Below are 21,973 nucleotides of genomic sequence, written 5' to 3' on the forward strand. Positions count from 1 at the left end.
GAAGATGCTGACGACAATCGGAGGAATGTCCATGCGACAAGATGTGCATAGTGGGGCAGCGGCTACTACACGGAAAGGGGCCCGCACTGCCGCGGCATACCTCACCAAGCTACTGCTGGCCGGAACGCTTCTGCTCATATCCGCCTTTCCGATCCCTTCCTGGGGTGCCGGCGGAGACGTCGTCTGGCAAGCCGGGGACATTCTCACGGGCAAACAGGAACCAAAGGCTTCGGCAACAGACACCCACGGGAACGTCATAATCGCCGGATACCAGAACATCTCGGGAGGTATCAACGACGACTTTTATACCGTCAAGTTCAAGGCGGACGGCAGCGGCATTGCGTGGAGATCGAATTACGACAGGGCCGGAGGGTCCGACCAGGCAACGGCCGTCATCGTCGACAAGGACAACAATGTAGTGGTTACCGGGTTTGCATGGAACGGCCAGAACAACGATGTCCATACCGTAAAGTACGACGGGGCGACAGGCGCGGTCCTCTGGCAGCATGCTTTCAACGGCGTTGCCAAAGGTAACGACATTGGGACATCGCTTGCCGTGGACAGCCTCAACAACGTCTATGTAGGTGGATATTCTCAGGACGGGAACGGCAACAACACATTCCTTATCCTTAAATATACGCCTGCCGGCACTAATCCGGACGGCACTCCTGCATGGCAGATAATAGCCGACGGAGCTACAACAGGAATAAACCGCGTCAACTCCATCACCACCGGCGCCGGAGGTGTCGCAGTAACGGGTCAAACCTGGGGCGGAGGCGCATTCGAATCCCTAACGATAAAGTACGATTACAGCGGAGTTATGCTGTGGGAGCGGCGACATTTTCCCGCACCGGCCAATTCCTGCATAGGGAAGCTGGTAAAGATGGATGCGGCTGGCAACGTAGTTATGACCGGATCAGCCTATAACGGCATCGACCAGGACATATACACCGTGAACTATGACGGTGCAACCGGTGAGGTGCTATGGGAGCGGACCTACAACGGCGCTTTCGACGATGAAGCTAACGGCCTTGCCATCGGACCCAACGGCAATGTCTACATTACCGGCTATACCTGGACTCTTACAGCTCAGAACGATTTCTATACCGCCAAATACAACGGCTCCACCGGGGCACTCGTCTGGGAGAGGAACTTCAACTCGACCAACGGCAACGATGATATGACTGCGGCCACCGGGATCGTGATCGACCCCAATGGTGACGTTTTCGTCACCGGCTACACCGTGGCCGACAAGAATTTCGACTGGCAGACGGTAAAGTATAAAAAGGATAACGGAAATCAGCTATGGCATAGAAGCTTCAACGGAGCCTCCAACAAAAACGACCGACCGATTGGAATAGGCCTCTCCCCTGCGGGTGAAGTACTTGTAGCAGGATGGACCGATACCCCCGCCAACGAACTTGACACCTACATCATCAAATATGATCCGGGGTTACTGGATCCCCCGACAAGTGCTGTCGCCCAGGCAACGACCGATACGAGCGTTGGCCTCACCTGGGTGGACAACTCAAGCAATGAAGACGGATTCAGCATAGAACGGTGCCAGAATCACGGCTGCACCTCTTTCGCCGAAATAGCCACGACAGCTGCGGGTGCATCCACCTACTCAGACAGCGGTCTTGCACCCAACACCTATTACTCCTATCGCGTTCGTGCGTTCAGCGCGGCAGGCGGCTATTCCCATTACAGCAATACCGGTACGGCACTCACGGTGGTGGTCACTTTCACCCCCCCAGCCGACAGCCGTCTCTACAACGGTTTGGCGAACCTGGATGATTTCGCAAACGCCATTGCCGTTGGACCCGACAATAATCCTGTTGTCGCAGGTCAAACGAACGACTATCCCGTCGGCTATACCCAGGGAGTCCACTCTTTTGACTACCTTGCTCTGAAGCTGAACCACGCGGACATGAGCCAGATCTGGTCGAAGCGTTATGACGGCACAGGAGCCGACGATATCGCCACTTGCATAGCCGTTGATAAAGACAACAGCGTAGTCGTTTCCGGCTACGCTACCCTCTACAATGGGGAGACAAGGGACGTAAACTCGCTCTACACTATCCGATACCCGCTCGCAGGCGAACCGGTGGGAGATCAGTATAACGGCCCGGTCCCCGGCGGAGCTACGGACGACAGGGCAGCTGCCGTTGCAATCGCCTCCGCCGCGGACACATCCAACAATGTAGTTGTTGTCGGATATGGAAAAAACGCTGCCGATAACGACGACATCTATGTCCTCAAATACAACCAGAACGGGACTCGCGCATGGGCCGCCTTCCCCTTCGACGGAGCCGGCGGCGATGACCTGCCGACGTCAGTGCTTCTTGCAGCAGATGGAGACATCTTCGTCACCGGATACAGTGAAAAATCTCCCGGCAGCAATGTTTACAACTTCTTTACGGCCAAATACAGCGGAGCGACAGGCGCAAAGATATGGTCGGATGTCTACAGCGTTACGCCTGCCGGAGACAACCGGCTGAACGCAATCGGGATGGATGCAGCAGGGGATGTTTACGTGACAGGCAGCGCGGTCACCGCTGACGGCACATCTGACTTCTACACGATCAAGTACAGCGGTACCAGTTCTACTGCTCAGAGGATCTGGACCCGTTCTATGGACGGGGGCACCCACGGCGCGGACGAAGCAGTCGCCGTAAAAATTGACCCGGTGGACGGCTCAATCCTGATTGCAGGAACAACCCTGAGCGGGCCCGGCGATCACGATTTTACCCTCGTCAGGTACTCCACCACCGGCAGCACCGTCTTCGAAAAAACGTATTTGAGACCTGGCAATGACGATATTGCAAAGGCTCTGGCAGTTGACAGCAACGGGAACGCGTATCTGGCCGGCAACACCAGTAACGCACTAACTACAGACAGCCTTACCGTCAAGTTCGACTATGTCGGCAACCTGCGGTCCGCTACCCTTTACAACGGCGCCGCAAACAGTTTCGACGAAACCACCGGTGCAGTCGCCAACTCAGCCGATGAGATATTCATCGCTGGCTATTCGGAAAATGCCTCCGCCAATGCGGATTTCCTCATATACAAGATCGCCCCGGATACCTCCGTTCCATCCGTGCCGTACGGTATCACGGGAGTCTCCGGCTACGCATCCGTAGCCCTCAGCTGGTCGGACAGGTCTACCGTCAAGGACGGCTTCCGCCTGGAACGGAAGATCGGTACCTGCTCTACCCTCGGCCAGTGGGAAGCCGCCGGTTTGGTTACAGGCTCCAGTCTCTCCTTCGCAGAGGGAAGCCTCAATACCGGAACCACCTATTGCTATCGTATCCAGAGCTTCGTGAATGGCAGCTCTGTATCAAGATGGGCGGAAAAAGAAATCACGACCCTTTCTCCGGCATCCCCGTCCAACGTTACCGCAATTGCGAACGATTCCACCCGTGTCGCGCTCAACTGGGCAGACCCGACGTCGGGAGAGACCGGATTCAGAATTGAGCGTTGCACCGGCGCTGACTGCAGCGACTTTTTACCTGTGGCAACCGCCTCCGCCAACAGCACGACATACACCGATACCTCGGCCTGCCATTCGACCATATACCGTTACAGAGTTATCGCCTTCGGCGATGGCTGGGCATCTCGGCCCGGAATGGCTGCCGCCCCGGCGACCACCTCCACTCCACGGGCTCCAGTCCTCACCGCCACCCGCGTATCTGAAGCTGAAATCAGCCTGTCGTGGATTGACACCAACAGCGACGAAGGGGGGTTCGTCGTAGAACGTTGCAGCGGAGAAAACTGCACGGGGTTTGCGCAAATCGCACAAGCTTCCAGTGGAGCGTCCACATATCGGGACACCGGCCTCACCGCCGGGACCTCCTACAGCTACCGCATAAAAGCATACAAGAATGGCAGCTGCTCCTGGGAGCTGTACAGCAACACTGCAAGCGCCACCACTACACTTACCCCCCCCACGGATCTCTCGGCAATCGCCTCCAGCACTACGTCGGTCAATCTTTCCTGGAGCGACAACACGGCAAGCGAAACGGGCTTCTCAATTGAAAAATGCATCGGAAACAACTGTGACAATTTCAGCGAGATCGGGACAGCCGCATCTGCGACAAGCAGCTATACGGACATCTCTGCCTGCACCTCCGAAACCGCGACGTATCGAGTACGGGCCAATAGGGCAGCGGTCGGGCTTTCCAACAGCGGGGACGGATGCTGGACCAAACGGGCCCCCCTCACGATTTCCGGGTTTCAGCCCAACCTTCAGATGAAGCTGACGATTCCTTACGACCCGGACATGCTCCCGTCATTCAACGACGTGAGGTTCATGGACTCCAGCGCCGGGATCGAGCTCCCGTACTGGATCGAGACCAAAACGGATGGAGTCTCGGCCACCGTGTGGGTCAAGACAGGAATGAACAATTCCCTCCACCTATACTACGGTAACCCGCTCGCTTCCAGCTCCAGCAACGGCACCGGAGTCTTCGAGTTTTTCGATGATTTCTCCGGAACGACCCTGGATGGAACGAAATGGGGAGCAACCGGGGGACATACCGTCAATAACGGAACTCTGCGCGTCAACACCGGCTCGGTCTTCAGTAAGGCGACTGTCGCATCTACTCCCCAGAACCGCGTATATGAAATGAAGAGCCAGTACCTCACTGGAGCTGCATCGTTTTCCGGGATCAACATCGCCAACGCCTCGTCAACCCAGCCGGGAAACGCAGGAGCAAACGCTCTTGCCTACTTCGTAAGCGATAGCGGGGCCTCGGCCAACCTTCTCCCTTTTGCGGCCACAGGCACAGTAGCGGCCTACAACATCGTCACCGGATCAGTCTCTTCCACCGTTTCAACCGGAGGAGCCCTTTACAACCCTTTTACCTCCAATTACCAGTCTACCCGCAAGCCTGCCGCCGGCTTTTGGTTTCCGCCTGCCGGCGGGAACATCACCCGCATTCATGTCAAGGCCGCCACTGAATCGTGCTGCGACGTCTATCGGGTTTACAACGCATCGGGCGTCCTGATCGGCGAGTACCGAGGCAGCGTCGACATGTGGGTGGACGTTGCACCGACTACCGGTATCTATTCCGTGTTCCAGACAGACGTCAGCTACAGCGGCGGATTCGGGGGAGACGTACCGGAAGTGGCAGTTGTAGGCGCCAACGCAACAGGACAGCTCAACACATATCGGATAGCCGGATACGAGTTTCAGGACACCAGCAGGATCAGCTTCTTTGTAAGAAGTCCTGACTACTCCGATTCTTTCAGGAATACCTTCACCGGCACATGGAACCACCCGAACTACCTCTGGCTCGGCTATTACACCGGCGCAGCCGCCGGCACCACGGACATAGACGACATCGAAGTAGACTGGGTCAGGGTCAGGAAGTATTCCGCCACGGAACCTGCCGTGGCCATCGGAGCGGCAGACGCCTCCGACTGTTTCACCTTCGGAACATCGTGGGAAGCAAGCTACACGAATACCGCCACCGCAACGACCCCGGCCCCCGGAACGCCGTCTCTCACCGCCCGAAGAGTGTCCGAGGTTCAGGTGGATCTCTCCTGGGCCGATCCTACCTCCGATGAAAGCGGCTACAAGGTCGAACGATGCAGTGGAGAAGTTTGCACCGACTTCTCCCCCATAGCCATCCGCCCGGCAGGAACCACGACCTACAGCGATACGGGGCTCACCCCCGGCGCGGCCTACACCTATCGTGTCAAAGGATACAAGAGCGCACCATGCCCATGGGAGACCATCAGCAACGCGGTTATTCAGACTGCAAGCATAACCGGCCCCTCAACAGTCGCGTCGGCAGCCGTTGATACGACTAAAATTACCCTGACCTGGGCAAACACCAGCGCCACCGAAACGGGCTTCGTAGTCGAGCGATGTGAAGGTCCAGGTTGCACAGACTTCGCCCCTGTCGGCACACCGGCGGCACGCAGCACCACCTTCAGCGACACCACCGTGTGCAGCGGGCATGCCTACAGCTTCAGGATCAAGGCCGTAAAGGTGGTCAGCAACGTCACCGTCTGGGAAAGCCCCTACAGTGATCCCGTAGTTGCCGTAACCCCCGCATTCACAAACCTTGTCGCTGATGCTTCATTTGAAAAGACGCCGAGCGGATGGACAGGTGCAGTGGGAACCCTGAACGGCACGAGCATTGACTCCTCCACGGCACATGAAGGCGTGAAGAGCCTGAAGCTTGTCGCAAGCGGCGTCACTCTCGGGAGATCCCAGACGGTTACTGTCAATCCGGGAAGAAGCTATGTGCTCTCCGGATGGATCAACACACTTCTCACCGGAGGAAAAGCCCAATGCAACATCAGTGGAACCGGTATCAGTTCTTCCGGTATTGCAAGTACAGGAAACAGTTCCGGATGGATTAATCGCAGCGAAACCATCGCCATTCCAGCAGGTACAACTGCGGTGGCAATCCGTTGTTTTGCCGACACTACCCCCTACGGCACCGCCTGGTTCGACGACATAACCTTTACGCCTGTGGATTTCCCCTTGGCCGCAACTGCCGTGAATGAACTTTCCGTAACACTTTCCTGGCCAGACAGCGTGACGGACGAAACCGGCTACAAGATCGAACGATGCGCCGGAGAAGGATGCAGCGACTTCGCGCAGATAAATTCAACCAACGCCAACGTCGGCACTTATACTGACGGAGGTCGGACCCCCAATGTAATGTATCGCTATAGGGTCAAGGGCTACAAGAATTCGGCATGCTTCTGGGAGAGCGCATACAGCAACGTCTCGGAAGCTGTAACAATGCCGCCGGCACCCCTGAATCTCAATGCGGTTGCAACCAGCACAACCCAGGTCAATTTGACATGGGCCGATAAAACAGCGTCGGAAACCGGCTTCGAAGTGGAGCGATGCGTCGGCGTGGATTGTACAGAGTTCACAAAAATAAATACCACCGGCGCCAATGCGACCTCCTACCCAGACTCCTCGGTTTCCAGTGGTACAACGTACCGCTACAGGGTACGTGCCGTCAGCAGCACCGCAGGGTGGACTTCATCATTCAGCAATGAAAAGACCATCACAACCTCTACACCAGGAGCGCCGACCTTACATGCAAGTGTAACCTCTGAAACCCAGGTCAGCCTCACCTGGAACGACCCCACGACCGACGAAAGCGGGTACAGAGTGTATCGCTGTTCAGGTACAGGTTGCAGCGACTTTACACTTGTCACCACTCTTCCCGCGAACAGCATAGGGTTCAATGACACCGGGCGTGCAGGGAACATGACCTACGTATACAGGATCGAAGGATTCAAATCCGGCACTGCGGGATGGACAACCACCAGCAACAGCATCACCGCAATAACCACACCGCAAGCCCCAACCGGGCTGGCAGTAACCGCTGTTGACACCACACAAGCCAAGCTTACATGGACGAACAGAACGACGAGTGAAACCGGCATCAGCATCGAGCGGTGCCAGGGTAGCGGCTGCTCCAACTTCAGCTCGCTAGCTACCGTCGGGACGGGAACGACCTCTTTCTACGACACCACGCTATGCAATTCACAACCCGCAAGCTACAGGATCCAGGCAATCAACACCTCCGCAACTCCCTGGACAAGCGATTACAGCGGCACCGTTTCCATCACGATTCCGGCGCCGTCGGCTCCCTCGGAACTGACTGCGACCTCCGTCAACGAGAAAACGATAGCATTCTCGTGGACCGACAATACGACTGACGAATCGGGCTTCAGGATAGAGCGGTGCGAAGGCCCCAACTGCACCAGCTTCAGCCAGGTAGCAACCGTCCTGGGGAACGTCAGGAGTTACAGTGACGCCACGCTTTCGCCCAATGCCTCTTACCGGTATCAGGTGCGAGCATACAAGGCTCCGTCGCTTGGATGCGCATGGAACAGCGACTACAGCAACATAGCCGAGAACCAGACGCTTTTAGTTGCCCCCTCGCCGGTTACGGCCGACGCAGCAAACTCGACCAAGGTAGTTCTCAATTGGGTCAACAAAACCGTGTCCGAGAACGGATACAGAATTGAACGCTGTACAGGTGCCGAATGTTCGGATTTCCAGGAAATCGTGATCGTCCCTGCAACGGCATCATCCTGGTCCGACACGACGGTCACCAGCGCCACATCGTACAGCTACAGGATCAGGGCAACCTGTAGCGCCCCCTCATGGGATTCTCCATACAGCGCCATTGTGTCGGCCACCACCCCCGCTCAGGGGCCGCCTACAAACCTGGCGGCCGTCGCGGACACGACACGCGTGACACTGACGTGGGCAGATAACACCGCGGATGAAACCGGTTTCAAAATCGAACGCTGTACAGGCGCCGACTGCACAGGGTTCATCGAGATTGCACAGACCAGCGCGAACGTGACCACCTACAATGATGACACCGCCTGCAACGCTACAACCTACCGGTACAGGATCAGAGCAACCAGCACCACCGTAGGGTACGACACTGCCTACAGCAACACCGTCACCAGCATGACGCTTTCGCCCGAAGTTCCCGTGCTCACCGCAAGTCGTATCTCTGAATCGCAGATCAACCTCACCTGGACAGACCCCACGGGTGATGAAACCGGATACAAAGTTGAACGCTGTATAGGCGCAGGCTGCTCAGACTTCTCTCAGATAGCCGGCCTCGGCTCCAGCGCTACCACCTATGCCGACCCCGGGCTCGTCCCCGGTTACACCTACACATACCGGGTGAAAAGCTACAAGACTGCGACGTGCCCATGGGAAACCTCAAGCAGCACGGCTACCGCCACCACTAACATATCCGCACCCACTGGGCTTGTCGCTTCGGCGATAGATACTACTCGTATCACCCTTTCCTGGACAGATACCAACACGAGCAAGACAGGCTTCAGGATCGACCGTTGCACTGCTTCAGATTGCAGCAACTTTAACGAGGTGTTTACAACTACCGGAACCTCTACCACATGGTCCGATACCAGCGTAGCCAGCGGAACTTCCTACAGCTATCGGGTCAGGGCGACCAGGAGCATTCCTTACGCGTGGAACTCAGACTACAGCAATATCGCCTCTGCTATGACTCCCGCGCCACAAGCTCCGACGGAGCTTATCGCAGCCGAATCCTCCAGCTCCGAGATCAGACTGACGTGGAAAGACAATGCTTCGGACGAAACCGGCTATCGCCTCGAACGTTGCACCGGAGCCAACTGCCTCAACTTCGCCGAGGTAGACACCGTGAGCAAGGATGTCAGCTCGTACAGCAGCCAAGGACTGGCACCTTCCACCACCTATTGTTACCGGGTCAGGGCTTACAAAACCGCCGCGTACCCCTGGGTCTCGAGTTACAGCAACATTTCCTGCGCGGTAACCGTCATGGTCGCCCCCGACACGCTAAGCGCCTCTGCTCTGAATTCCTTCAGCATCAAGCTAAACTGGGTCGACAGCTCTATCGGTGAAAACGGCTTCAACATAGAGCAGCAGATATGGAATGGCGAATGGGTTCTCGTTTCCAGCGTGGGAGCAAATGCGACGGATCACATCGACACTATCGGTATCGAACCTCAAAAGACCTACAAGTACCGGATCAGCGCCTTCCGCGGCAACAAGAATACCGCTTACAGCAATGTGGCTACCGTGACGACACCAGAGTGGAGTTCGGCGGACACTCCTTGTCCGGCGCCACAGACCGACACTCCGGTCATTTCCTCCGCACCGGTCACGGCAGCGACCGAAAATGTTCCTTACACATACCAGGTAGTCGCAACCGCAACTGGAGGTGGAGCCCTGTCGTTCGCCCTACCGGCGAAACCCGCAGGCATGGCAGTATCCGATTCTGGATTGATCACCTGGATTCCGACATATGATGATGCGGGGAACCAGAACGTGACGGTGCGGGTAACGGACGGATCAGGACGCAGCACCGACCAGAACTTCACGATACTGGTCGAAAGTATGAACCGTAAACCTGCTATCCAACCCATTACCTCCATGACGGCTGTAGAAAACCATCCATTGAGCTATCAGATTTCCGCTGCCGACCCGGACGGTGACGAAGTTATCTATAGCCTCACGTCGGCTCCTTCCGGCATGACAATCTCGCCGTCAGGATTCATCTCATGGACCCCCGGCTCATCTGATATCGGCCCCCACGAAATAATTGTCAAAGTCACCGACGGCAACCTCGATGACTCCGGCAGCTTCTCCGTCAACGTCAGCGAAAACCACCAGCCGGCCATAACGTCACTCCCCATCACCACCGCCAGCGAAGGAATTGTATATTCCTATCAGGTAACCGCCAGCGACTTCGACGGTGACGGACTTTCCTTCGCGCTTGCCGGTGCGCCGGCAGGCATGACCGTATCCGGGAACGGTCTGATAAGCTGGGCTCCTACGGGCTTGCAGGTAGGCGAAAATCCGGTAACACTGACCGCCAGCGACGGCAGTCTCGCCGCATCTCAGACTTTTATAGTGACCGTTTCACGGAACCACTATCCATTGATTTCTTCGACACCGGTAACAACGGCAGCCGAAGGCGAACCTTATACGTACGCAGTGACAGCCAGCGATTCTGATGCTGATTCGATCAGCTTCAGCCTAAAAACTGCGCCTTCGGGCATGTCGATTTCGGTTGCCGGTGTAATAAGCTGGACCCCCGACTACAATCAGGCAGGGTCGCAGCCGGTTACAGTCCGTGTCACTGACGCTCGCACACTTTACGTAGAACAGAACTACGTCATAGAGGTGGCAGACTTGAAGAGGCCTCCGGTGATCAGTTCGACACCGAAGACAACATGCCCCACGGGTATCGCCTATGCTTACCAGGTAGTTGCAAGCGACCCGGAAGGACTGCCTGTGAGCTATGCGCTGTCATCGGCACCCTCCGGGATGACCGTCTCCACCAGCGGCCTCGTGACCTGGGCCGTTCCCTCCTCCGGCAGCCATTCGGTAACGCTGGAGGTAAGCGACGCCTATCGCACGACCACCCAGACCTTCACGCTGCTGGTGGCACCAGCTCCGGGCATCCCTACCACGATCCCCCACGGGAACTTCAACAGCAGCTGTACTTCAACCGCGGTTACAGTAGCGTGGAATGCGGTCACAGGTCCGGATTCTCACCCAGTGCAATACGCGGTCGAACTGAATAATGTGGTACAGCCATGGCAGTCAGGCACTTCCCTTACCTTTACCGCCTCTGCCGGCAGCAGCCAGACATGGCGAGTCAAATCGAAGGACGCCGTAACCGGGATAGAATCTGGATGGTCTTCCGCAGAGACCATGTATGACGACGCCTGCTGCGACTGTACATGCACCAACAGTTGTGGCGGCAGCAGCTGTCCGCTCGTCTATTCATGGAATGGCGGGTACCGATACGAAACAGACCTGCAGGGGCCGGCGATATCGCAAATCAAGAAGGGGTCTAGGAACGTCTACCTCTACCAGCCGTCGTACATAGTGCTTGAAGCCGGCTTGATCCCTGACGAGAACAACCTCTACAAGGTGAAGATATGGGAGTCGCTGCAGGAGGCGTCCCTCATAGATGAGGCACGACTGCTTGCGGTGGATTACCCGGAGGGATACCAGATAGTGTCTTCGGGAGCAGAGAATACGTACTACTACGGCTACTCCGAACCATTCCGTCTGTACACCATCAAGGATCCAGTATCGCCGGTTTCGGCCATCGACAAGCATGGGGATGACGTTCTCTCTTCGCTCATTGCCGTAGATGACAACCGAGCCCCAATGAATCCGGATGATCCTGACAACTTCTACACGCTGGATTTCGGGACCATACAGCATCCGGAGTATGCGAAGCTCGTCATCGACGGTTGGCAGGACATCAACTCGAAGATATACCTCTCAACGATACAGATCCAGCCGTACGTGGAGGTACTGGACGCAAGCGGCGCATGGGTCAAAGTCAAATCATTCGGAATGCCTGCTGGTGACCTGAAGACGATGGTCGTCGACCTTTCCAACAAGTTCCTCACTTCAGATCACAGGGTGAGGGTACATCTCGGAATCAAAAAGGCACAGGTTTGGGTAATCGATCGTATCAGGCTTGATGATTCCGCTCCGGTAGCTGCAACCATCCAGCAGTTGCAGGCCTCCTCCGCCGATCTTCAGTACGGCGGACATGCCATCCAGTCAATGGTCAACCGCGACCACCGGCTGATTGCCACGGACGAGGCTCAGCCGCTGAAACCGACCTATTTCGGCTACGGCATGTTCACGAGATACGGCGAAGTAGCTTCGCTGGTGACGCAGCGGGATGACAAGTATGTCCTGATGAACTACGCAGACAGGCTTGAGCTTACCTACCCGGTCCCGCTACCCCCCAAAACGGGGATGCAGAGGGGATTTGTCCTCATGGTCGACAACTACTACAAGGAATTCAAGGATTATAAATACCTAGAACCGCTGCCGTTCCACGGGATGAGTGATTATCCGTATCCCGCAACGGAATCTTATCCGACTGATGATGATCACAACCAGTACCGGCTGCTTTACAACACCAGGGAGTTCAAACCGTAAAGGAGCTACTCCATAAGTCCCGCAAAAAGAGCCGGGGAAACCACACCCCCGGCTCTTGAAGCGTAGTTCCACGATTTACAATCAATGAAAGTCCCTTACACTTGATAAAAAGGTCTGAGGACTTTCATGGCTCCGATTACGAAACCCCTCGCGATTACCCTCTTCGCACTGCTGCTCCTGCTCGCATGGTGGCTTCTTGCTCAGCAGGACTTCCTCAGCTTTGAGTACCTGAAGAGCCATCACCTGGCCCTTCGGAACTATGTAGACGTGCATTACGTAAAAGCGGCAACAATCTTCATGCTTCTGTACCTTTCTACTTCGCTTGTCGTTCCTGGTGCACTGGCGCTCACAGTTGCCGGAGGCGCCCTTTTCGGCACCATAGCGACTGTATGCTATGTGAATGCCGGTGCCACTCTCGGAGCCGTACTGGCATTTCTGGCTACCCGCTACTTCTTCGCAGGATGGGTTCAAGAGCGGTTTCGCAACGAACTGCAAAAGTTCAACCATGAACTGGTGCTGCACGGACATAACTACCTGCTCACCCTGCGCATCATTCCGATACTTCCCGCCTTCCTGATAAACTATCTGGCCGGCCTCACTAAAATCCCCACGTCTACATTCGTATGGACAACGTCGCTGGGTGTGCTGCCGGGGTCCGCTGTCTACGCCTACGCAGGAAGCAGGCTCGGCAGCATTCAGAAGCCCGGGGATCTGATTTCGTGGGAAATTGTCATCGCTTTCGCTCTTCTCGGTATATTTTCACTCCTGCCCGTGATAGTAAGGCATGGGAAGAAGCTGTGGCGATGAGTGTAAACAATCGTCTACGGAGAAGGACCAAACCGTATACTGGTATAGTGCAAAAGCACATGGATAAACCGTTGGGGGAAACCATAACATGAGAAACAAGCCACTAGGCACCGGCGGATACCGGTACGACCCGAAACGGAAAATACTGACTGTGATTTCCGGTCTTAGGTATGCGATTCTTTACGATTTCAGCGTGGCATACAAAATCGTCCTTTCGGTGATCGTACTGGGGGCGGCTCTTGTTATGCATAGATATGTGGATGTTCTCCTTATTCTTCTCGCCACCGGTCTTGTGCTAATAACCGAGATCGTGAATAGCGCAATTGAAGCCCTTTGCGATTTTGTGGAAGAACGTCACAACGAGCAGATCAAAGTCATAAAAGACGTAGCCGCTGCCGCTGTCGGAATCAGTATAGTGATATGGGTGGCTGTCTTCGCTGTCGAACTGAGCGAGATGTGGGCGCTTATGGAAAGGTAGCCGGATTTCCGGCGATGAGGGGGGCACAGATACAGGGGGTAAGAGCTGACGAAGCGAGCAGTCCCTCCTGCGCCAGCAAATGTTATGACTTCGTTGTTCCTGCAGCATAGATAACATCGTAAGTAGCAGGAATGACACCATCCTGTGCGTACTGACGCCGATAAATATCCATCATTTCAAGCATCACGCGTCGCTCCGAAAGCCCCTTCGAAAGGACGGAAGCGGGATTGCCTGCACCGATCCGGCGGATGGATCTCAGAAGCGCCGGGACGTCTTCATGAAGATCGGTTTCAACTTCGGAAAATACACTGCCGGGGCAGAATCCCGCCCGTCTCAACGCCTCTTTCACCTGCTTCATTGTAAAGAAGTGCTGAGGGCGCTCCTCTCCCCCCTTCCCGGCGCGGCGGCATGCAAGGCGGTATGAATCCCGCAGTTCGTGTAGCGTGTGCTCACCAAAAAGGGCGAAAACAAATGAACTGCCAGGCTTCAGCACGCGGTACGCCTCAGCGAACGCCGCATCAAGGTCATCAAGCCACTGAAAGGTGGAAGTCGAAACTACGAGATCGAAAGTTGCGTCACTGAAAGGTAGTTTTTCCGCATCGGCAGTTACCAGTGATGCCTGGGAGAGCCTGCTTCGCGCCGCAGCTGCCATATCAAAGGCGAGATCGATGCCTACCAATCCGGCGTCCGGATAGAGGAGAGCTGCCTCGCCGAGGAGCATGCCTGTACCAGCACCGATGTCAAGCACGCTGCATGGTGTCAGCATAGATTCTGAGAGGAGCTCAGTTAGGCGGCGAACCACACGCTTCTGAACATTCGCGTAAACATCATACTCCGCAGCATGCTGCTGAAAAGCACTTCGCACCCGCTGGCGATCAATCGGCACCTTGAACCTCCCGAACGAAGGCGGCAATAGCCTCGTTGAAAGTTTCGGGCCGTGACAGAAATGGCGCATGTCCTACTCCGGGAAAGATGCGCAGACGAGAGTCGGGAAGCTCTTTTGCAAGGAAATAGGCGGCCGGAACGGGGCAGACGGAATCCTCTTCACCGTGGATGACCAGCACAGGCCTATCTACAGCAGGAAGAAGGCCCCGCAGGTCCTCATTCGTCAGTATCTCCAGCCCCTGCAGTGCCACTGCCGGATCAGGTAAGCGTCCACCCATTATTATTTCCCGTGCGATGCGATTTTCGCGCTCACGCGAAAGCTCTCCCGGTGCAAACATCCGCCTGAAAAATTCACCCATCGCTCTCTCGTAGTCTCGCATCAGGCGCACCTGAAGGCCCCTCACCTCGCGAAACGGAAGTCCTGCCGAGTAATCTTCGTTGGCGGTGAACCTGGGCGTTCCTCCTACAAGCACGAGAGCGGAGATCCTGTCTTTCAGCTCTCTGAAGCCATATAGAGCCACTTGGGAGCCGAGGGACCAGCCCACGACAAAAGCACTCTTCAGATCGAGATGCTCAAAGAGCAGCGAAAGGTCGCACATCAGGGTCTTCAGAGAAAATGTTTCACTACTCGAGGACTGCCCGTGGCCACGCAGATCGACAGTGATCAGGCGAAACTGCTCCGCAAGGCTCTTCTGAAAACTCCATACTTTTCCCGACATGGCCCAGCCGTGGATGAAAACGAGAGGCAAGCCGCTCCCTGATTCCTCGTAATTGATGGAAATTGCATCTTTCGAAACAATGACTGGCATATGGTCGCAGGCCTTCACCTCTAAAGATCAAATGACGCGGAGGCTCCTCCCCACTTTCTCTATTGCTGCGGCAGCTTCATGGATATCCCGCTCGGTATGGGTTGCCATGAGGGTGCATCGCAGGCGGCAACTGCCGGCAGGAACGGTAGGCGGTCTGATTCCCTGGACAAATATCCCCTCGTCCAGGAGGAGCCTTGTAAACTCCATTGTAGTTTCTGCCTCTCCAACGAAAACAGGAACGATCTGGGTTTCGCTCCCCATGGTGCAGAAGCCCTTCTCATTCAGGAGAGCGCGGAAAAGGAGCGCATTGTTCGCCAGGCGCAGCCGCAACGTCTCACCTTCTGTTGAATCGACAAGATCGAGAGCTGCCAGTGAAGCAGCCAGGGCCGCCGGGGGAAGGGAGGTGGAAAAAATGAAACTTCGTGCTTTGTTTGTGAGGTAATCTATAATTTCACGGCTGGATGCGACATAGGCCCCGAAGCTGCCGAGTGCCTTGCCGAGGGTTCCCATCTGTATATCGATCTCCCCTCCAAGATTCCCGGAAAGCTCCACGCTCCCCCTGCCGCCGGCCCCGAGGACGCCCGTACCGTGGGCATCGTCAACCATCAGCAAAGCATCGAACTCATGCTTTACAGCTACGAGTTCCTCGAGCTTGGCCACGTCTCCATCCATGCTGAAAACGCCGTCGGTGACGATAAGTCGGCGCCCGGTCGTCCAGTTTTCCACGAGCAAGCGCCGAAGAGCCGAAATGTCGTTGTGCGGGTATCGCAGGAGGCGTGAACGGGACAGAATCGCACCATCTACTATGCTTGCGTGATTAAGGCGATCGGAGAAAATTATATCCCCACGTCCGACAAGCGCGGGAATGATGCCGGTATTCGCTGCATATCCTGAATTAAAGACAAGAGCCGCCTCTGTCCCCTTGAACGCTGCCAGCCGTGCCTCAAGCTCCTCGTGAAGCGCCATTGTTCCGGAGACAAGGCGAGCAGCTCCGCTGCCGGTACCATAGCGCTCAACGGCACTGATCGCTGCCTCTTTGAGTTTGGGGTGATCAGCAAGCCCTAGATAATTGTTCGAGCAGAAAAGAAGCGCCTCCTGCCCCCCTATCGAAACGCGGCTCCTCTGGCTCCCCTCCACCCGGCGCATGCTCCGGTATAACCCTTTTTCGCAAAGTATGCGAAGCTCTTCAGCAAAACTCGGCACAGCCTTCTCCTCCCGTGCTTTTCTACCATATACTCCTCCAGCTAGTCAACCTGGAGGGGCAATGCGGTTGACAAATGAAGGGCAGTACCTGCTCAGGAACTACGTATGAGATCGATGATGGTAACTTCGGGAGGAGACAGAAAACGGATAGGAGGCCCCCAGGTGCCGGTACCGCGACTCACGTAAAGGAGGGAATTTTCCTCGTGTCGTGAAAGCCCTACGGGAACCGGATAGAAGAGATGCGTAAGCAGATTGAAAGGAAATATCTGGCCTTTGTGAACGTGGCCGGAGAGTTGGAGGTCGAACAGGCCAAGGCTCTTAGGCTCTATAAGGGGTCGGTGTTTGAGAAGCAAAGTGAAACGCTCGCGCGGCAACACTGCGAGAAGTGAAGCTTCCTCTCTCCCGGCAAACGCACTGCCATGGCGGACTGCAGGGTCATCCACCCCCACCACCGTAAGAAATTCCCCCAGAGAGACACTTTCCCCTCGAAGGACCCGGAAACCTGCCACAGTCGTGATGGCCAAGGAAGACTTCAGTCCTGCATAAAACTCATGATTACCTGTCACTGCATATTTACCGTATCGGGGACTTATTTTTCCGAACATCCTGGCAATCTCCGTGAGGCCGTCGATTTGACCGTCTACAAGATCACCGGTAGAGACCAAAAGATCGGGCCCTGCCTCGGCAATGACTCTTGCAATCCGTGCAATCCTTTCGTCCCGGACGATGAGCCCCAAGTGAACGTCGGACACCTGAACAATCCTCAGCCGATCAACTCCCGCCGGGAGCTTGGATGTGCTGATAACCAACTTCTCGGATCTGATTTTTCTTGCTTCAAAAACGCCGTATATAGATACAGCACCGCCCCAGAGAACTGCTGCCGAAAAGGAAGCCCTGCTCGACAGATATAGCGAGCGCAAATCTGTCCGAGTCAGCTTCTGCACAGCAAGCAGGAGGCCATGATACAGATCGATGGCAAGAGACAGTGAAAAGAAGAGGAAGAGAAAGCCCATCCAGACGTACCCGGTGTAGGCAAGACTTCTGGCAAGGAGTTCGTGCCCCTGACCTTCGGCAAGACGCACAAGAACCGGAGCTACTACCATGACTGCCATGAAAATTCCAATAAGCCATGCCGACGTGACCCCGAAGCCTATGGCACTTCTGGCTTTTACGAATGCATACATGTGGACCCCGCCATAGAGCAGGAAAAACATCAGTAGAAACAGACTCATGCTTCGCTCCCGTCAAAGTACCGGAATACTTTACCACAGTGCCTGTTTACAGACGAGGTGATGATGATATATATCAATCATGACTCCTCGCCGCTTCGTGATTCCCGATGTCCATGGATGTGCATTGACACTTGAGCGGCTGCTCGACCGACATCTTCAACTTCAAAAACAGGACCGGCTCTACTTTCTGGGTGATCTCATCAACCGTGGAGCGCGAAGCCGAGAGGTTCTTGAACTCATTTTTGACTTGATACGCCGCTCCTTTATCGTGTACTGCATCCGTGGAAATCACGAGCAGATGCTCCTCGATGCATGCGACACAATAGAAGCATTCCCTTTATGGCTGATTAATGGCGGCTACGCTACACTTGACAGCTTCAATGCTCATGCTCCCGGCGACATACCAGATCGCTACCTCTATTTTATAGCTTCTTTCCCCTATTACATCGAACTTAACGACTTCATATTGGTGCATGGGAGCCTCAATCTGGACATACCAGATCCTTTTACAGATACTGCGGCAATGCTTTGGGGGCGGAATACTCCCATCAACCTCAGTCGACTCACCAACCGCAGGATAATCTGCGGGCACACGCCATATCCGGTGCCTGTCATCAAGGATAGCCTCAAAGCTGAAATTATCACCCTCGACAATGGGTGTGTTTTGCGGGAGAACTCAAGCCTCGGCGGCTTGACGGGACTTGAACTTAACAGTATGGATCTTGTGTTACAGGAAAATGTTGACTAATCAAGCATTAGGGGGAAGGAGGAATAATGAAACATTTCCGGAAGGAACTGTGGTTCGAGGTAAAGAAGCGCCGAGATTTTATAAACATAACCCCAACGGTAGCGGAGTGCGTGCGTGAAAGCGGAATAAAGGAGGGCCTGCTCCTCTGCAACGCCATGCACATAACAGCAAGCGTGTTCATCAACGATGATGAAGCTGGACTCCATCATGATTTCGAAGTATGGCTTGAAGGGCTGGCTCCGGAAAAACCATATTCCCGCTACCGCCACAACAGCGGTGAAGACAACGGGGACGCGCATTTGAAGCGTACGCTGATGGGCGAGAGGTAGTGGTAGCGATAACAGGAGGGGAACTCGATTTAGGGCCATGGGAGCAAATATTCTATGGAGAGTTCGACGGAATGCGTCGCAAGCGAGTGCTGGTGAAGATCATAGGGGAGTAGGAGGATTCTCAGGGGCTCTTAGAAAGCCTAAGTTCTTCCGCCGGAGGTTTCGAGAGAAGGTATCGAATGAGTGACACGACGTGAAGGAACTGGGAGAAGAAATAAGAAAGCCCCACCACTTTCGTGATGGGGCTTTTAATATAATTCCCGGCGGCGACCTACTCTCCCACACCGCTTCCAGTGCAGTACCATCGGCCCAGAGAGGCTTAACTTCCGTGTTCGGGATGGGAACGGGTGTGACCCTCTCGGCATAGCCACCGAGAAACTCTTTCGTGCTTTTTATGCACGTGAATTTATCTCGGCAATCGCATAGATTTTTCGATTTGTAGTGATTGGGTAAGAGTTGATAAGGAGGGGGTGGGGTTACCACCCCCGAAAATAATTTTTTATGGTCAAGCCTCACGGCCGATTAGTACCGGTCAGCTGAGTGCATTGCTGCACTTACACACCCGGCCTATCAACGTTGTGGTCTACAACGGGCCTTCAGGGGATTGCTCCCGGGGATACCTAATCTTGAAGGAGGCTTCCCGCTTAGATGCTTTCAGCGGTTATCCTTTCCGTACATAGCTACCCAGCGAATGCTCCTGGCGGAACAACTGGAACACTAGAGGTACGTCCATCCCGGTCCTCTCGTACTAAGGACAGCTCTTCTCAAGTATCCTGCGCCCACGGCAGATAGGGACCAAACTGTCTCACGACGTTTTAAACCCAGCTCGCGTACCGCTTTAATTGGCGAACAGCCAAACCCTTGGGACCTACTTCAGCCCCAGGATGCGATGAGCCGACATCGAGGTGCCAAACCTCCCCGTCGATGTGAACTCTTGGGGGAGATCAGCCTGTTATCCCCGGAGTACCTTTTATCCGTTGAGCGACGGCCCTTCCATACAGAACCGCCGGATCACTAAGACCTACTTTCGTACCTGCTCGACTTGTTGGTCTCGCAGTCAAGCTCCCTTATGCCTTTACACTCTACGACCGGTTTCCAATCGGTCTGAGGGAACCATCGCGCGCCTCCGTTACTCTTTGGGAGGCGACCGCCCCAGTCAAACTACCCACCAGACAGTGTCCCCGACCCGGATGACGGGCCTGGGTTAGACACCCAAAACAACCAGGGTGGTATTTCAAGGTTGGCTCCACCGATACTGGCGTACCAGCTTCAAAGCCTCCCACCTATCCTACACAAGCTATTCCGAATGTCACTGTCAAGCTGTAGTAAAGGTTCACGGGGTCTTTCCGTCTTGCCGCGGGTACTCGGCATCTTCACCGAGAATTCAATTTCGCTGAGCCACTGGTTGAGACAGCGCGGAAATCGTTACGCCATTCGTGCAGGTCGGAACTTACCCGACAAGGAATTTCGCTACCTTAGGACCGTTATAGTTACGGCCGCCGTTTACCGGGGCTTCGGTTCAAAGCTTCACCTTGCGGTTAACAAATCCCCTTAACCTTCCGGCACCGGGCAGGCGTCAGACCCTATACATCGTCTTTCGACTTAGCAGAGTCCTGTGTTTTTAGTAAACAGTCGCTACCGCCATTTCTCTGCGACCCCCTCGGGCTTCACGTGCGTATCGCTACACCCAAAGAGGCACACCTTCTCCCGAAGTTACGGTGTCATTTTGCCGAGTTCCTTAACCAGTGTTCTCTCAAGCACCTTAGGATTTTCTCCTCACCCACCTGAGTCGGTTTACGGTACGGTCACCTATGAACTGAAGCTTAGAGGCTTTTCTTGGAAGCATGGGATCAACGACTTTGTGAGCATACGCTCTCGTCATCACCTCTCGACGTTAGCAGGGAAAGGGATTTGCCTCTCTCCCCCGTCTACAGGCTTAAACCGGGACGTCCAGCACCCGGATCGCCTACCCTTCTCCGTCCCCCCATCGCATTCATAGGTGGTACAGGAATATTAACCTGTTTCCCATCAACTACGCCTTTCGGCCTCGCCTTAGGGACCGACTAACCCTACGCAGATTACCTTTACGTAGGAAACCTTGGGTTTTCGGTGTGCGGGTTTCTCGCCCGCATTTTCGCTACTCATGTCAGCATAATCTCTTGTGATACCTCCAGCCGTCCTCGCGGTCGACCTTCGCAGGCTTACACAATGCTCCCCTACCACTCGCACCTTAAAATGCGAATCCGTAGCTTCGGTACTATGCTTGAGCCCCGTTACATTTTCCGCGCAGACCCACTCGACCAGTGAGCTATTACGCTTTCTTTAAAGGATGGCTGCTTCTAAGCCAACCTCCTGGTTGTCTGGGCATTTCCACATCGTTTTCCACTTAGCATAGATTTTGGGACCTTAGCTGACGGTCTGGGCTGTTTCCCTTTCGACTACGGATCTTATCACCCGCAGTCTGACTCCCACGATAACACTTAGCGGTATTCGGAGTTTGGTTAGGTTTGGTAATCTGGTAGGACCCCTAGCCCATCCAGTGCTCTACCCCCGCTAGTTACTTCGTGAGGCTATACCTAAATATATTTCGGGGAGAACCAGCTATCTCCGAGCTTGATTAGCCTTTCACTCCGATCCACAGCTCATCCCCTGGCTTTTCAACGCCAGTGGGTTCGGGCCTCCACGCGGTGTTACCCGCGCTTCACCCTGGCCATGGATAGATCGCCCGGTTTCGGGTCTACTCCCTGCAACTATGTCGCCCTGTTCAGACTCGCTTTCGCTGCGGCTCCGTTCTACGAACTTAACCTCGCTGCAAAGAGTAACTCGCTGACTCATTATGCAAAAGGCACGCGGTCACACTGACTTGCGTCATAGTGCTCCCACTGCTTGTAGGCATACGGTTTCAGGTTCTATTTCACCCTCCTCATCGGAGTACTTTTCACCTTTCCCTCACGGTACTGGTGCACTATCGGTCAGAGAGTAGTATTTAGCCTTG

At 55.0% G+C, this 21,973-nt stretch carries 8 protein-coding genes, 2 rRNA genes and 1 pseudogene (1 of these 11 only partly in view); 5 read left to right on the forward strand and 6 right to left on the reverse strand.

The window, feature by feature from the left end; all coding sequences use genetic code 11:
* Window positions 1–31 precede the first annotated feature (31 nt).
* From CFB04_RS09155 to CFB04_RS09165, 3 genes are all read left to right on the forward strand, one after another.
* Entirely contained in the window at window positions 32–12,487 is a 12,456-nt protein-coding gene (locus CFB04_RS09155; RefSeq protein ID WP_172825471.1) for a DUF2341 domain-containing protein, read from the forward strand.
* 126 nt (window positions 12,488–12,613) lie between these two features.
* Complete coding sequence (locus CFB04_RS09160; protein ID WP_088534992.1) at window positions 12,614–13,294, forward strand: TVP38/TMEM64 family protein; 681 nt, start codon at window positions 12,614–12,616, stop codon at window positions 13,292–13,294.
* Window positions 13,295–13,382: 88 nt separating this feature from the next.
* Complete coding sequence (locus CFB04_RS09165; RefSeq protein WP_088534993.1) at window positions 13,383–13,772, forward strand: diacylglycerol kinase; 390 nt, start codon at window positions 13,383–13,385, stop codon at window positions 13,770–13,772.
* Window positions 13,773–13,854: 82 nt separating this feature from the next.
* Here CFB04_RS09165 and bioC read toward each other — a convergent pair whose 3' ends face one another.
* The 4 genes from bioC to CFB04_RS09185 all read right to left on the reverse strand — a co-directional run bounded on the left by bioC (window position 13,855) and on the right by CFB04_RS09185 (window position 17,901).
* Window positions 13,855–14,658, reverse strand: coding sequence for a malonyl-ACP O-methyltransferase BioC (gene bioC, locus CFB04_RS09170; protein WP_231934143.1), 804 nt, complete (start codon window positions 14,656–14,658; stop codon window positions 13,855–13,857).
* Window positions 14,648–15,466 (reverse strand): alpha/beta fold hydrolase, encoded by an 819-nt coding sequence (locus CFB04_RS09175; RefSeq protein ID WP_088536763.1) that lies wholly within the window; start codon window positions 15,464–15,466, stop codon window positions 14,648–14,650. Before CFB04_RS09175 ends, bioC begins: the two co-directional genes overlap by 11 nt.
* 27 nt (window positions 15,467–15,493) lie before the next feature.
* Window positions 15,494–16,669 (reverse strand): 8-amino-7-oxononanoate synthase, encoded by a 1,176-nt coding sequence (gene bioF, locus CFB04_RS09180; protein WP_231934144.1) that lies wholly within the window; start codon window positions 16,667–16,669, stop codon window positions 15,494–15,496.
* A 92-nt stretch (window positions 16,670–16,761) separates the two neighbouring features.
* A complete protein-coding gene (locus CFB04_RS09185; RefSeq protein ID WP_088534995.1) occupies window positions 16,762–17,901 on the reverse strand; it encodes a metallophosphoesterase in 1,140 nt (379 codons plus the stop codon).
* Between the two features lie 79 nt (window positions 17,902–17,980).
* Here CFB04_RS09185 and CFB04_RS09190 point away from each other — a divergent pair, with 79 nt between their 5' ends.
* Both CFB04_RS09190 and CFB04_RS09195 read left to right on the forward strand, forming a co-directional pair.
* Window positions 17,981–18,649, forward strand: a complete 669-nt coding sequence (locus CFB04_RS09190; protein ID WP_088534996.1) for a metallophosphoesterase family protein — start codon at window positions 17,981–17,983, stop codon at window positions 18,647–18,649.
* Between the two features lie 26 nt (window positions 18,650–18,675).
* Window positions 18,676–19,091: pseudogene (locus CFB04_RS09195) on the forward strand (secondary thiamine-phosphate synthase enzyme YjbQ).
* A gap of 145 nt (window positions 19,092–19,236) precedes the next feature.
* On the opposite strand, the gene rrf reads toward CFB04_RS09195, so the two are convergent.
* Together rrf and CFB04_RS09205 are read right to left on the reverse strand one after the other, a co-directional pair.
* Window positions 19,237–19,353: ribosomal RNA gene (gene rrf / locus CFB04_RS09200) — 5S ribosomal RNA — on the reverse strand.
* Between the two features lie 126 nt (window positions 19,354–19,479).
* Window positions 19,480–21,973: ribosomal RNA gene (locus CFB04_RS09205) — 23S ribosomal RNA — on the reverse strand; it runs 463 nt beyond the window's last position.

The organism is Geobacter sp. DSM 9736 (genome assembly GCF_900187405.1).
GTDB lineage: Bacteria > Desulfobacterota > Desulfuromonadia > Geobacterales > Geobacteraceae > DSM-9736.